General features: G+C 65.3%; 14 protein-coding genes. 8 read left to right on the forward strand and 6 right to left on the reverse strand.

Translation table 11 applies throughout. The features are described from left to right. Positions 1-43: 43 nt before the first annotated feature. From AC0MRV_RS06165 to AC0MRV_RS06175, 3 genes are read right to left on the reverse strand one after another with little or no spacing between them, the layout of a single operon-like run. Positions 44-169, reverse strand: a complete 126-nt coding sequence (locus tag AC0MRV_RS06165; protein ID WP_472763562.1) for a hypothetical protein — start codon at positions 167-169, stop codon at positions 44-46. 22 nt (positions 170-191) lie between these two features. Continuing rightward, entirely contained in the window at positions 192-1,499 is a 1,308-nt protein-coding gene (locus tag AC0MRV_RS06170) for an RNA polymerase sigma factor (protein WP_472763563.1), read from the reverse strand. Positions 1,500-1,530: 31 nt separating this feature from the next. Next, positions 1,531-1,911: a YciI family protein gene (locus AC0MRV_RS06175; RefSeq protein ID WP_472763564.1), complete on the reverse strand. Its 381-nt coding sequence runs from the start codon at positions 1,909-1,911 to the stop codon at positions 1,531-1,533. Between the two features lie 144 nt (positions 1,912-2,055). Here AC0MRV_RS06175 and AC0MRV_RS06180 point away from each other — a divergent pair, with 144 nt between their 5' ends. The 8 genes from AC0MRV_RS06180 to AC0MRV_RS06215 all read left to right on the forward strand — a co-directional run bounded on the left by AC0MRV_RS06180 (position 2,056) and on the right by AC0MRV_RS06215 (position 8,060). Next, positions 2,056-2,808 (forward strand): DUF899 domain-containing protein, encoded by a 753-nt coding sequence (locus AC0MRV_RS06180; RefSeq protein ID WP_472763565.1) that lies wholly within the window; start codon positions 2,056-2,058, stop codon positions 2,806-2,808. Positions 2,809-2,856: 48 nt separating this feature from the next. After that, a complete protein-coding gene (locus AC0MRV_RS06185; protein ID WP_472763566.1) occupies positions 2,857-3,798 on the forward strand; it encodes an SRPBCC domain-containing protein in 942 nt (313 codons plus the stop codon). Between the two features lie 29 nt (positions 3,799-3,827). Continuing rightward, positions 3,828-4,256: a hypothetical protein gene (locus tag AC0MRV_RS06190; RefSeq protein WP_472763567.1), complete on the forward strand. Its 429-nt coding sequence runs from the start codon at positions 3,828-3,830 to the stop codon at positions 4,254-4,256. Between the two features lie 13 nt (positions 4,257-4,269). Then, positions 4,270-4,803, forward strand: coding sequence for an SRPBCC family protein (locus AC0MRV_RS06195; RefSeq protein WP_472763568.1), 534 nt, complete (start codon positions 4,270-4,272; stop codon positions 4,801-4,803). Positions 4,804-4,859: 56 nt separating this feature from the next. Continuing rightward, positions 4,860-5,222 carry a DUF1428 domain-containing protein gene (locus AC0MRV_RS06200; protein ID WP_472763569.1) on the forward strand — a complete coding sequence of 121 codons (363 nt, stop codon included), beginning with the start codon at positions 4,860-4,862 and terminating at the stop codon, positions 5,220-5,222. A 74-nt stretch (positions 5,223-5,296) separates the two neighbouring features. After that, positions 5,297-6,208, forward strand: a complete 912-nt coding sequence (locus AC0MRV_RS06205; RefSeq protein WP_472763570.1) for a helix-turn-helix domain-containing protein — start codon at positions 5,297-5,299, stop codon at positions 6,206-6,208. Between the two features lie 257 nt (positions 6,209-6,465). Beyond that, the gene (locus tag AC0MRV_RS06210) at positions 6,466-7,650 is read left to right on the forward strand and encodes an SdrD B-like domain-containing protein (RefSeq protein WP_472763571.1); all 1,185 of its coding nucleotides are present in this window, start codon (positions 6,466-6,468) and stop codon (positions 7,648-7,650) included. A gap of 119 nt (positions 7,651-7,769) precedes the next feature. Beyond that, positions 7,770-8,060, forward strand: coding sequence for a DUF6172 family protein (locus AC0MRV_RS06215; RefSeq protein WP_472763572.1), 291 nt, complete (start codon positions 7,770-7,772; stop codon positions 8,058-8,060). A gap of 5 nt (positions 8,061-8,065) precedes the next feature. On the opposite strand, the gene AC0MRV_RS06220 is transcribed toward AC0MRV_RS06215, so the two are convergent. From AC0MRV_RS06220 to AC0MRV_RS06230, 3 genes are all read right to left on the reverse strand, one after another. After that, on the reverse strand, positions 8,066-11,908 hold the full coding sequence (locus AC0MRV_RS06220) for a hypothetical protein (protein ID WP_472763573.1): 3,843 nt from the start codon (positions 11,906-11,908) through the stop codon (positions 8,066-8,068). Positions 11,909-12,030: 122 nt separating this feature from the next. Further along, positions 12,031-12,813 carry an alpha/beta fold hydrolase gene (locus tag AC0MRV_RS06225; protein WP_472763574.1) on the reverse strand — a complete coding sequence of 261 codons (783 nt, stop codon included), beginning with the start codon at positions 12,811-12,813 and terminating at the stop codon, positions 12,031-12,033. 21 nt (positions 12,814-12,834) lie between these two features. After that, complete coding sequence (locus AC0MRV_RS06230) at positions 12,835-13,638, reverse strand: alpha/beta fold hydrolase (protein WP_472763575.1); 804 nt, start codon at positions 13,636-13,638, stop codon at positions 12,835-12,837.

The following is a 13,638-nucleotide window of genomic DNA, read 5'->3' on the forward strand; positions in this document are numbered from 1 at the left end:
ATCGGCGTCCGGCCGCAAGCATCTGCGCGGTGCCAGCCGCGACTCAGTCGACCGGAAGCTCCCGCCGCATGCGTTCCACCCATTGGGCGGCCAGGTCGCGCAGGGCTGGCAACACCCGCTCGAAATCGGTCGTTGCCCGAACGGTCATGACCACGCGAGGGTCTTTCACAGCAGGAGGCCATGCGCAGAAGTCAGGCTGGGGGCTGTTCGAGTTGTTCGATTTGGCGCGCGAGGTGGGCCTGCTCGGGGGCGACGCGGGCGAGGGCCAGCGCGCGGCGGAAGCAGGTCACGGCCTCGGCGTGTTGCCCGAGTCGGTTCAGCAATTCACCGCGCACGGCGTGCAGCAGGTGTTGGGTGGCGAGGCGGTCGACGTCGGGGATGGCGTCGATGGCATCGAGACCGGCGCGCGGGCCGTGGCAGTTCGCGACCGCGACGGCGCGGTTGAGAGCTGCGACCGGGGAAGGCTTGAGGGCGAGCAAGGCGTCGTAGTGCGCGAGGATGCGGGGCCAGTCGGTCTTGTCCAAGTCGGCCGCCACGCAGTGACAGGCGGCGATACCGGCGTGGAGGTGGTATTCGGTGAGGGCGTCACCGGCGGCGGCGTGGGCGAGGTGGCGCAGACCGGCGTCGATGGCGATTTGATCCCACGCGGTGCGATCCTGGTCGCCGAGCCGCAGGAGGGTGCCATCGCTGCCGAGGCGGGCCGGAAAGCGTGCGCTGTGCAGGAGCATGAGCGCGAGCAAGGCGTGGGCGGCGGGATGATCGCCGGCCGGGTGAGCGACGAGAAGTTCGGTCAAGCGCACGGCTTCGTGGCAGAGGTCCTCGCGCAACAGTTCGTCACCGAGCGACGCTTTGTAGCCCTCATTGAAGAGCAGGTAGAGCGTGGCGAGCACACCTTCGAGGCGGGCCGGAAGTTCGGCGGGATCGGGCAGGCCGAAGGGCACGTTGGCCTCGCGCAGACGGGCCTTGGTGCGGGTGAGTTGTTTCTCGATCGCACTTTCGGTGGCGAGGAAGGCGCGGGCGATTTGCGTGAGGTTGAAGCCGCAGAGGGTCTTCAAGGCCAGGACCGCCTGGGCATCGGTGGGCAGCACCGGATGGCAACAGGTGAACAGCAGTCGCAGGGTATCGTCGGTGATGGCCTCGTCCGCTGGCGCGGGGAGGACATGGTCGCTTTGGCGGTCGGTTTCGAGCCGGGTGACCTCATCCTGTTTGGCGTTGGTGGTGCCGTGGCGGCGCAGGGCGTCGTGCACGTGGTTGATGGCGACGCGGCTGATCCAGGCGGACGGGTTGGGCGGGACCCCCCCCATGGCCCACGTGCGCAGAGCGCGCAGCATCGCTTCCTGCACGGCATCCTCGACGAGGGTGAGGTTGTGCAAGCCGAAGCGGCGGAGCAGGGCGGCGTGCAGGCGCCCGGATTCCTCGCGGAAAAAATTTTCGACCAGCGCGCCGGGTTGGCCGGAAGGCTCAGGCTGGGGCGCGGGAACCGGGAAGGGCGGGGGCACGGGAAGACGAAAAACGAAGACGACGTGGGTTTCAGGCCGGGCCGGTCACGACGCCGAGGTGGCAGGTGTCGGGCAGGGGACGCACCTCGATGATGAGGCCGTATTCGAGGCCGGGGTGCTGTTGGGCGATGGCGGTGGCTTCGGCCATGTCGGCGACGCTGAGCATGACGTAACCGCCGACGGCTTCGGTGCTCTCAGCGAAGGGACCATCGGTGACGCGTTTGCCGCCGGGGCCGGAGACGATGGAGCCGGTCAGTTCGAGCGGCTGGCCATCGAGGGCCTTGCCGGCATCACGCAGACCGACGAACCAGGCGTTCCAGCGTTCGACGAGTTGCTGGCGTTCCTCGGCGGTGAGGTGCGCGTGGGTTTCCGGTCCGGTGTTGCGAAAGAGGAGGAGGTGGGAGCGGGACATGGCGAGCGGGGAGATGGAGGGTGGTTTGGGCTTCAACGGGTGAGATGGAAGGGGTCGGACATATTTCGTAAAATTGCGCGAAAAATGTCCGGGTGGGACGGGGACCGCACGTTGAGAAGGCGAACCCTTCATCTCTCTTTGACCATGACAGACCCTCTTTCAGACCACCCCGTTGTTACCCTGGACGCTTGGCTGTCCGCTCGCCGTGAACTGCTGGTGCGTGAAAAGGCGCTGACGCGGGCCCGCGACGAATTGAACGCCGCCCGACGGGCGTTGCCTTGGCGGCGGGTGGATAAGGATTACCGGTTTGCCGACGTCGCCGGCGCGGTGAGCCTGGTCGATCTGTTTGCGGGGCGCAGCCAGTTGCTGGTGCGTCATTTCATGTTCGGACCCGATTGGGAAGAAGCGTGCAAAGGTTGTTCCTTCGGGAGCGATCACATGGACGGGATTCTGCCGCATTTGGAAAATCACGATGTCAGCTACGTGGCGGTCTCGCGGGCGCCCTTGGAACGTTTGCAGGCGTTTCGCCGGCGCATGGACTGGCGCTTCCGCTGGGTCTCCTCACTCGAGAGTGATTTTAACCAGGACTTCGGGGTGACGTTCTCCGCGGAGCAATTCGAGGCGGGTGAACGGCTCTACAATTTCGGCACCTCACCGGCGTTCTGTGACGAGTTGCCCGGGCTGAGTGTCTTTTACCGGGATGTGTCGGGGCAGGTGTTTCACACCTACTCGACCTATTCGCGGGGCACGGAGCAGTTTGATGGCGCCTACATGTTGCATGACATCATGCCGAAGGGACGGGCGGAAAACGGACCCCATCACAACCTGATGGACTGGGTGCAGTTTCGCGATAGTTATGCCTCCGCCAACCGCGCGAGCGAAACTTCAGAAAAATAAGTCCAGGGTGTCCGGATCGCGTCCTCGGACCCGTTGCAGTAACATCCTATGAACAACGCCACCCCCTACACCATTCCGACCGCGCCGAGCGCCGATCATGAGATCCTCTCGGTCCGCACGATTCCGTTTCCGCTCGCCCAGGTGTTCGCGGCGTGGACGCATCCGGATCTTCACGCCAAGTGGTGGGGGCCGGCGGGCTTCACCAACACCTTCTACCACTACGACCCCCGGCCGGGCGGCGAGTGGCGCTTCACCATGCACGGCCCGGACGGCAAGGACTACGAAAACCACAGTGTCTTCCTGCATGTCGCGGAAGGGGAGTGCCTCGTTTTTAAACACGATGTCGCGCCAATCTTCACGGCGGTGGTGCACTTCAAGGACGACGGTGAGGGCACGCAGATCGAGTGGCACATGATCTTCGAGGACGAGGCGACCTGCGCGTCGCTGCGCGAGTTTGTGGCCGGCAAGAACGACGAAAACTTCGATCGACTGGAGGCCCTGCTGCGCGACACGCCGGCGGACGCGGCGGTGTGTCGTGAACTGGTGATCCTGCGCGAGTTTCCGGTTGCGCCCGAGGTCGTGTGGCGGGCGATCACGAAGCGAACCAAAGAGTGGTGGTGCCCGCAGCCTTGGACGACGCCGGTGGTCGACTGGGAGCTGCGCGCCGGTGGCCGTTGCCGCACGGTGATGGAAGGGCCCGATGGCACGCGGGTTGATCTGCTGGGCACGATTCTCGAGGTGGTTGAAAACGAGCGCTTGGTCTTCACCGATGCGATTAAGCCCGGCTGGCAGCTGTCGGCCGAACCGTTCATGGTCGGCGCGTTTGAGCTGTCGTCCGCCACCAGCGGCGGCACGACCTATCGGGCCAGCGCGCGGCATTGGTCGCAGGAGAAGACCACGGAGCATGCCGTCATGGGCTTTCGCATGGGTTGGGGGGCCGCCGCCGATCAATTGCTCGGCGTCTGCCAGGACGAAGCCGCGTGCGCCTGATTGATCGAAACCCACAACCATCCCCCATCATGAGCGAATCCCACCCCGGCGCCAAGTGGCTCACCATCCTCACCCACCTCGTGCGCGTCCTGCTGGGACTCGGTTGCACGATTTTTGGCCTCAATGGTTTCCTGAACTTCATTCAGCCACCGCCGGACCTGGTGATGCCGGAGAAGGCGATGGCCCTTTCCGCCGCGCTGGTCGGCACAGGCTACATGATGCCGCTCATCGGCGCGACCCTGCTGGTGCCGGGCCTGTTCCTGCTGGCCAACCGCTTTGTGCCGCTCGCGCTGGTGGTGCTGGCGCCCTTCTTCGTAAATTCGATTGCGTTTCACCTGGCCCTGGAACCGATCGGCTTGCCCAACGCGTTCATGTTCGTGGCCATGTTACTCTTCCTCGCGTGGCGCCACCGCGCGGCTTACCGGCCGCTCTTCGCCGCCAAGTTTGGCGCCGCGTAACACCAACATAGTCATGTCAACGCTCCCTACGATTCTCGTCCTCGCCGGCCTGGTTGTGCTGGTAATCTGGATACTGGCCGCACGCCAACCCGACGTGGCCACCTATCGCCGCCATCGCGTGGTGGGCGCGACGCCGGATCGGGTTTTTCCGCTCATCAACCACCTGCCGTCCTGGCAAGCCTGGTCGCCGTGGGAAGGTCTCGACCCCAAACTCGAACGAACTTACACCGGCCCGGCGGCGGGCGTCGGCGCCACCTACGCCTGGCGGGGCAATGCCAAGGTTGGCGAAGGCCGCATGACCATCACGCAGAGTGTGCCGCACGAGCAGGTGACCCTGGACCTGGTGTTCATCAAACCCTTTGCCGGCACGATGGAGTCGACCTTCCTGCTCATGCCGGCCGACGCCGGCACCCGCGTCGAGTGGGTGGCGGTGAGTCCGATGACCAAGCTCAGCAAGGTCATGGCCGTCTTTATCAACATGGACAGAATGCTGGGGGCCCAATTTGAGAAGGGCCTTGTCCAACTCGACCTGGCGACGCGGGGCTGAAGCCCTGTATTCAATTTATCCCGACAGGACGGGATTCATCTCAACCCCCGAACAACATGGCTGATTACATTGATGGATACCTGCTCGTGATTCCGCGGGCGAAACTGCCCGCCTACAAGAAACTCGCCCGTGGCGCCGGCAAAATTTGGAAGGAGCACGGCGCCTTGGACTACCGCGAGTGTGTCAGTGACGAACTCGACGTTCCCTTTGGTCGTCCCTACGACAAGCTGCTCAAATGCGGTCCCGACGAGGTCATCGTCTTTGCTTGGATCGTCTACAAGTCCAAGGCGGCTCGGAACCGGGTGAACAAGCTCGTGCAGGCCGACGAACGGATCGCGGCGATGTGTGATCCCGGGAACATGCCCTTCGATACAAAGAAGATGAGCTGGGGCGGGTTTAAAACCCTCGTGCACGTCTGAGCAGGGCGAACGCCGTTTTAGCACAGATGATCAAGTCGCGCCGGGACAACATTTGATAGGTTGGGATTGTGACTGTGACCGAACCTATTCTCGACCAAATCCGTCGCGCGCTGGCGGCGATTGAGGAGCATCTCGATCGCCCGCTGGCGATGGCGGAACTCGCCCGTCGGGCGGGTTACTCCCCGTGGCACTTCCAGCGTGTGTTCATGGCTTTGGTCGACGAATCGGTGGCCAGTTATGTGCGTCGGCGGCGCCTCACCGAGGCGGCGCGGATGCTGCGCAGTGAACCCGAACAGCGGCTGCTCGATGTCGCGCTCGCGGTGGGCTTCGAATCGCATGAAGCCTTCACCCGGGCGTTCCGACGGGAGAGCGGCCACACGCCGAGCGGGTTCCGCAACCACCCTCAACCCAACGTCACCTGGATGCGCCTGCCGCTGCCGCCGGAGCATCTGCAACTCCTGCCGACCGATATGAATCTCGAACCCACCATCCTCGATCTGCCCGCCTTCGCCATCGCCGGGCTGAGCGCGCGCTTCATTGCCGCGACCTCTCCTGACTCCAACAACATGCAGGTCATCCCGCCGCTGTGGGGCCAGTTCATGGCCCGTCAGGGGGAGGTGCGCTCGCTCGGCTGCGCGCCCGAGGCGGGCACCTTCTGGGCGGCCTGCCGTTGCCTGCCGCCGGAGGATCGGACGCGGGAAGACGAGCTGGAATACATCGCCGGCGTGAAGATCGCAGGTGATCCACCGCTCCCGGCCGACATGGTGCGCTGGGAGATCCCGGCCCGCACCTTTGCCCGATTCACCCACCGCGGCCGGATCGAAAACTTTGGCGAGACCCTTGGCTACATTTATGGCGCCTGGCTGCCGCGCTCGGCTTACGTGCCGACGATGGAAGTCGAACTCGAACTCTACGATGAGCGTTTTGACATCAACTCCGACGACAGCGAAATCGACTACTACGTCGGCATCGCCCCCAAAGTCTGATCTCGCCGCCACGCTGGCGGACTTTCGCCTCGAATTGATCGAACAAGCGTTCGAGTTGGACCGGCGGGGGCAGTGCGAAGCGGCCGATGTTGCCATGACCGTGGCGGCGCGGCTGGCCGAGCTCCCCGAAGCGTGATCCGATACCCCCGAACGGGCGGTGGGATCTCTACGCAGCGAAAGACTGGGGTGGATACCCTATCTCCTCCTTTGATTTCCGTTGGGACCGTGTCGAACGTATTGGGCAGCAACTCTGCTCAATGAAAAAACTGTCTCAATGGTTCGCCATTATCCTCGCGGTCGCCTCGACCGCTTTTGCCAAGCCCGGTGACCCGATCACCTATTCCATCACTCTGGTCGCTTCTTCCTACGACGCCGTCAGCGACACGACCCAATTCACCTACGCGGTGACCTCCAACCCGGGCGGTGGTCCGGCCATCAGCCACTGGGTGATCGGCTTCGACGCCGATTGCGGCGGCGCCGCCATCATTGCCGGCTCCAACGACGCGCTCGTGTCCTGGAACAACTCTGACCCGACCACCGGCGTCCGCGGCATCAAGTTCGACACCGGCTACAACGACCGCGAGACCCGCCTCGTCTCACTCGCGCTGAATGGCGCCTGGGCGACCGGTGAGGTCACCATCGCGGTCAAGTCCGGCAACGGCTTCGTGCTCGGCTCCGTGTCGGGCCCGATCTGCGGCGGCGTGGTCGAACCCACCACCTACACCCTCAGCGGGCAGGTCTTCTTCGACCTCGATTTTAACGGCGCTCTCGGCACCGATGAGTTCGGTCTCGGCGGCATCACCGTCACGCTGCTCGACGGCGAAAGCAATGTGGTCGCGACCACGATCACCGCCGAAGACGGCAGCTACACCTTTACCGAGCTCGACGCCGGCGACTACGTTGTTGTCATCGGCGGTCGCAATGGCCTCGAGCCGACCACCGCCACCCGCTTTGACGTGAGCGTCTCCGCCGACACCGGAGTGGCCGATGCCGGTCTGGCCCTCAACTTCGACGCCATCGGCGCGATGTCGGCCAACGGTTTCACCATCGGCTATTGGAAGAACAACCTCGCCAAGGCGCTCGCTGGCAAGACCAAGGGCATCCAAGTCAGCGCCTCCACGCTGGCGGCCTGCACTGCGATCATCGCCGAGCTCGGCCTCGAGCCGTTCGATGGCATGACCATGAGCGGGGCCGAAGCGATCATGTCGGCGACCGGTTCCGCCCCGTCCGTGCTGCTCGCGAAACAGTTGATGGGTTCGGAGTTCAACTACGCCAACGGGGCCTACCTCAACGGTGATGAAGAGTTCACCTACCTGTTCGTGGTCTATGGTGAATATGTCCTGAAGCACGCCGCCGAGCTCGACGCCTCCTACGTGCTGAGCGTCAAGGACTGGTTCGACGCCTACAACAACACCCACGGTGGGGTGGTGTTGGCTCAATAATCGTAACCAGCATTCTCACCTGTGAAACCCGGAGCCGCACAGCTCCGGGTTTTTGCGTGCTGCGCCCGCCGCTATTCCCGTTGCCAGTCGAGCGGGAAGCGCAACGCTGCGCCATATCCATGAAAAAGACCTTCCGCCTCACCGCTCCCCGTCAGGACGACGCCCGCGTGCGCGACAAGATTCGCCACGAGGTGAACAAGTATGTGAAGCGGGAGCGCCGCAAGGAGCTGCCGGAAGGCCACGATCGCTGGGACTTCAACTGCCGCATCGGCGCGACGGAGGCGACCGCCGCCGCGATTGAGCTCAAAGTCATCCCGACCGCCATCGACCGGGTGGCGGCCGATGGGGCAGGGACGGTGTTTATCGAGATCCTGGCCGTTGCCCGGCGGCGTCCGGCCAAGTCCGACTAGTCGCGTTACGGGACGACATACAGTTCGACCAGGCCAACACCCGGCGTGCCGCCGACCGACTGCAGGTGGACCGAATAGACGCCCGGGGGCAGGCTCTCGAGGATCACGGCGTCGTTGCTGTCGTCGGCGAGGGCAAAGGCGCCCACGGCGTCCGAGACGGTGCGGATCTCGTCGGCGTTCTGTGCCTGGCCCCAGGTGTCGTTGTTGTGGATCGGGGTGCCGTCCAGCGTGTGGAGCACGAGCTTCGGGTTGCTGAGCGCGTTGGTGATGCCGTGTTCGGCCAGGGTGGGACCGATGCCGCGGAGGAGCAGGCGCAGGGGGGCGTCGCCTTCGATGACGAAACCGACGATGAGCACGTCGTCGCCCTGGCCCACGCGGGCGCGGGCGGAGAGATTGGTGAAGGCGATGGCGGATCCGCCGGGGGCGTAGATCTCGTCGAGCACGATGCCGGGGCGGCCGAGCTTTTCGCGGGTCACGATGGAACGCGGACCGGCGGTGGTCGGCCGGTAAGCCAGGGCGGCGTCGGCCGAAGAGTCCGAGAGGGCAAAGGCACCGCGGGCGTTGAACAACCCGGTGGTGGCGGCGGAGGCCTGGGTCGACGTTTGCGGGACGGTCCAGTCGTCGTTGCTGGCGAGGACCACGGCCGGTTCGTCGCCGAAGGCGGGGCGCACCACGTCGAACGCGGGGTCGATCAAAGCTCCTTCGATATCGAGCGCGGCGAGACCGGGGCCGATGCTGCGCACGAGCAGGGTGTCCTCGTCGGAGACCGGGGTGCCGGTGGTGGCGAAACCGAGCACCAGCGTATCGTCACCGTTACCTGAATACGCCCGGGTCGAGATGTTGCTGAGACGGGACGCGGTGGCATAGGCGAGGGACACGCGGGACAGGGTCTGGGTGTGGTCGGGCTGTGAAGTCACCACCACGTCGTAGTCGCCGGCGTCGGTGGCGGAAAAGTCGGTGATGAGGTAGGTCGACTGAGTGGCGCCGGCGATGGGCTCGCCATTCAAGCGCCACTGGTAGCTTGGCAATGAACCGGCGGCGTTGCCGGCGCGCAGGAGCACGGCTTCGCCGGCTCGCACGGACTGGGTAAAAGGACCGGCGGGGGGTTCGGCGCCGGCGGTGGCCACGGCCAGGGTGAGGAACTGCACGGTGCGGTTGCCGGCGGCGTCGACAACCTCGACGCGGTAGGAGCCCGTGTCGGCCCGGGTGAGGAACGGCAGCACCAGGCGCGGCGAGTGCCCGGTCGAAACGAGGGGGCCGCCAGCGCGGGCCCAGTAGTAGGTCAGCGGTTCTTCGCCAGAGGCGGTGGCGTGCAGTTCCACCGCGTCGCCCTCGTTGGGGAAGGCCTCGCCGGTCCGGGTGAACTCGACCGTCGGGCCGCTCGCCGTGACCTCGACGGCGTCGCTGGTGATCTCGCTGTAGGGCGCGGTGATCACGACGTCGTAGGTGCCGGTGTATTGGCTGAAACTATACGAAGCGGTCCAGATCTCGTAGCTCGACGTGGTGGCGCCGGGAATCGGGTTGCCGTTGCGGCGCCATTGGTAGCTGACGGGGCCGGAGCCGGTGACGGCGACACTGAGGATGAAAGACTCAAATTCACGCAGGGCACCGCCCTCGGGCTGGTTCGTGATGGCGAGCGGCAGGGGCTCCGTGACCGCGAGCGTGCCCGCGGTGCTGGTGGTGGAGCCGAGGGCGTTGGTGATGGTCACGGCGTAGTCGCCGGCGTCGGCATCGACCAGGTCGGTAAGTGCGAGGACCGAGCGCGTGGCACCGTCGATCGGAGTGCCGTCGTGCAACCATTGGTAGGCGAAGGGTCCCGTGCCGGTGGCGCCCGCCATGAAGGTGGCCGATTCGCCGCGGGCGGCGGATTGCGGGCTGGGTTCGAAGACCACTTCGGGTGCGGTGGCCGGGGTGTCGGCGAGGGTCTGCCAAAGCGAAACGTAGGACACCACGCTGTAGCTGAATTCGTCGTAGCGACTGACCGGCACGGTCGTGATTGCGCTGTGCGGGCCGACGGCCATGCGGGCCGCGCCGGAAAAGGTTTCGGAGGGAGGAGTCTGGCTCCAATTCACGCCGTCGTCCGATTCGTAGACGCCGGCGAGGTGGAATTCGGTGGGACTCGCGTCGGAGGTGGCGATGAAACGCCCGTCGAAGAACGCCACTGCGTTGAACTCGCGGCCGGCCACGATCACCGCCGGGGCGCCATCGTCCATGTCGAAGGAAGTGGTCGTGATGGGCGAAACATTGGTCGGGCCGTGCTGGTAAATCACGAACACGAGCGAGGTGCCGTCCGTGGCGACGTCGCGTAGGGGCAGGGTGCCGAACTCGGAATCGGTCACGGCCGACCAAGTCAGGCCATCCGCGGATGTGAGCACCGTGCCGCCGTCGCCCACGGCGATGAAGCGATCGAGCAGGAAGCGAACATTGTGCAGCGCGTTGGTGTTGGCGGTCTCCACGGCGTTCCAGTTGACGCCATCGGCGGAGTTGGCGATGCCGCCTTCCAGGCCGACCATGACCCAGCGGCCGGCGCCGAACGCGACGCTGCTGGGAGAGCCGATCGGCAGCGAAAGTCGCGCGGAGGTGATGCCGTCGGCGGAAACGTCGACCGTGTTCACCCGGCCGGGGCCCGGCCCGAGAAGGCGTTTGAACGGAGCGCCGTCCGGCCCGAAGCGCGTTGCGATTTGGAAGAGCAGGTCACCCTCGGCGTGGGTGGGCGAGAAGGGACTCGGGTCCCAGGTGATGCCGTCCGGCGAGGAGTAGCCGCCGGCGAAGAAGCGGCCAAAACCATAGACCGGCCAAACGCCGACGTCGCCGATGAAGGGGTTGACGGTGACGTTGTTCCACGTGGTGCCTTCCGTTGAGCGATACAGCGCAAGCGCGGTCTTTTGGGCCTTGGGGTCGCTCGGCAGAATTTGGGGGGCGAGGGCGATGCTGTCGCTGCCGGCCAGGACCCGCAGATCGAGGTCGGCAGGGAAGTCCGGGACCTCCTCCCAGATTTCACCGTCGGCGGTGCGATAGACCGTGCCGCGGTCGTAGGCGGCCGGTTGTTGGCGCGCGTAGAAGTAGCCGGCGGCGAAACCGATCTGGCGGTCGATATTGATGCTCGGGACGGAGAGGGTGGGACCGATCGGGTTGGTTTTGTATTGGGTGACGATGTTCCAAGTCAGGCCGTCGGTGGAGAGGTAGGTGGGTTGGTTGACGCTGGAATCGGCATACCGGGTCACGAGAAACAGTCCGTTTCCAGCCACGGCGCTGGAGCCCCGGTGGTCCGTTGCGTCGGTATAGACGTCGCCCGTCGTCCAGTTGAGGGTGTCGGTGGAAACGGCGACGCGACCCACGCCGTTGAAGACGGCGACCCGTTCGGTGGTGGCCCGCAGTTGGTTGAAGCGTTCGCCCAAACCGATCTCATTCCAGTCGGTGCCGTTGATGGTGGTGAAGATGCTGGTGGTCGCAGCATCGACCGGAGTGGAACCGAGGGCGACGAGGGTGTCACCCAGCCAGACCAGTTCGGAGAGCGCATGGGGCGTGGAATGCTCGGTCCAGGCGACGCCGTCGTCGGAAAGCCAGATCTTGTTGGTGGCGTGGGCGGCGAAACGGGTGCCGTTGGAGACGACTTGGTAGGCGCTTTCCAACGTGGTGCCGCCGGTCCAGCTGGAACCGTCGGGCGAGGTCCAGACGGTTTTGGCCAGATCGAGGGCGACAAACTGATCATCGCCCCAAGTGATGGAGAAAAATCGGTCCTGCGAAGGGTAGGGCAGGCGCATTGTCCAGTCGGACTGGGCGTGGGCGAGAAGGGTTACCGCTTGGACGATCAGCAGCGAAAGCGCGAAACGAAGCAGAGGTTTCATGTCGTGCACGACAGCGTCTCCTTGGGAACCCGCTATTGCCGGAGCCGGGCCAAAAAAAGCGGCGCCAAGGTGGCGCCGCGGTGGGAGAACGCGCGAGTGAAGTCGCGCCGCTGAGGACCTGATCAGTCAGTCGCCGAGTTGGTGTCGTTGACTGAATACAGGATGAGATCGGCGACCCCGGCCGGATTCTCTAGCATGGCGGTGTGGCTGCCGGGGAAGGGGCGGATGGTCCAGCCGCGGGCCTTGGCGCGCTGCCAGCCTTTGTCGTTGGCCGAGCGTTCCTTGTAGGCGTCGCCGTCCTTCACGAAGGGCACGTAGGTGACGTTGAGAGCGAGCGCGGCGGGATCGTCGTAGGAGACCGGCTGGTCGAAGGTGTGGACGGGATGTGGCACGCCCTTGGGCGGGGCGGCGTCGGCGTCATACCACGGGAAATACGCCAGGCCGTTCTCGACCTTGCCGCCGGGGGGCAGGCCGCCCACGAGGTCGAACATCGACTCACCGTCGTTGGGCACGGCGGCGTCAAAGTAGAACACGTGTTTGATGCGGTCCGGGATGCGGTCCTGCACGCCGGTGATGACCATGCCGCCGTAGGAGTGGCCGGTGAGCACGACATCGTGCAGGTCCTCGAAGCGGATCGTGTTCACCACATCCATGATGTGCGTTTCGAGGTTCACCGACTCGTCGGCGAGGTGATGCCGTTCGCCGAGGCCGGTGAGGGTGACCCGATGGACGTCGTGACCGGCCGCGCGCAGGTGGCGGGCGGTTTCCTTCCACTCCCAGCCGCCGGCGGTGGCGCCGTGGACGATGACGATGGTGAGCGGTTTGCTCTCCTCGGCCCGGGCCGCAGTGGCGGCGAGCGCGATCAGGGCGAGGGGAAGGAGCAGGAGCGAGCGTAGGCGCTTCATGGATACGCGGGGGAGGCGGGTTTATTCGACCGGCGTATTGGTGTCGTTGACGCTGGCGAGGATGTGGGCGGCGAGGCCCTTCGGGGTTTCCAGCATGGCGGTATGGCTGCCGGGGTAGGGGCGGATGGTCCAGCCGCGGGCCTTGGCGCGTTGCCAGGCGGGATTCTCGGCGGCGCGCTTGGCCTCGTCCGCAGCGTCTTTCACGAAGGGCACGTAGGTGACGTTGAGGGCGTGCGCGGCCGGATTGTCGTAGGATACCGGCTCGGTGAGGGTGCCGATCGGGTGGCCGGTGTTGTGCGGCCAGGAAGTCGGGTTCTTGGGCAGCCAGTCCATCACCATGCGGCCGTTCTCGACCTTGGGCTCGGGACGGTTGCCGCCGGCTCCGCCGAAGGAGTCGCGGATCGATTGGCCGTGTTCGGGCACGGCGGCATCGAAGAAGTAGACGTGGCTGATGCGCTCGGGGATGCGGTTCATCACCCCGGTGATGACCATGCCGCCGTAGGAGTGGCCGGTGAGGATGACGTCGTGGAGGTCCTCGAAGAGGATGGTGTTCACCACGTCGTTGATGTGAGTGGTGAGGTTCACGCCTTCGGCGCTGAGGTGGGAGCGTTCACCGAGGGCGGTGAGTGTGACGCGGTAGGTATCGTGGCCGGCTTCCTCGAGGTATTTGGCGGTCTCCTTCCATTCGTAGCCACCGGCGGTGGCGCCGTGGACGATGACGAAGGTGAGTTTCTCGCCGTCGGCGGACTCGTGATGGGCGGCGCGGGCAGCGATGGCACTGAGGCCGACGCTGAGGAGCAGAGTGAGGGTGCGGAGGAGTTTCAT

Origin of the sequence: Actomonas spartinae, assembly GCF_051209155.1 — a bacterium.
In the GTDB taxonomy this organism is placed as follows: domain Bacteria; phylum Verrucomicrobiota; class Verrucomicrobiia; order Opitutales; family Opitutaceae; genus Actomonas.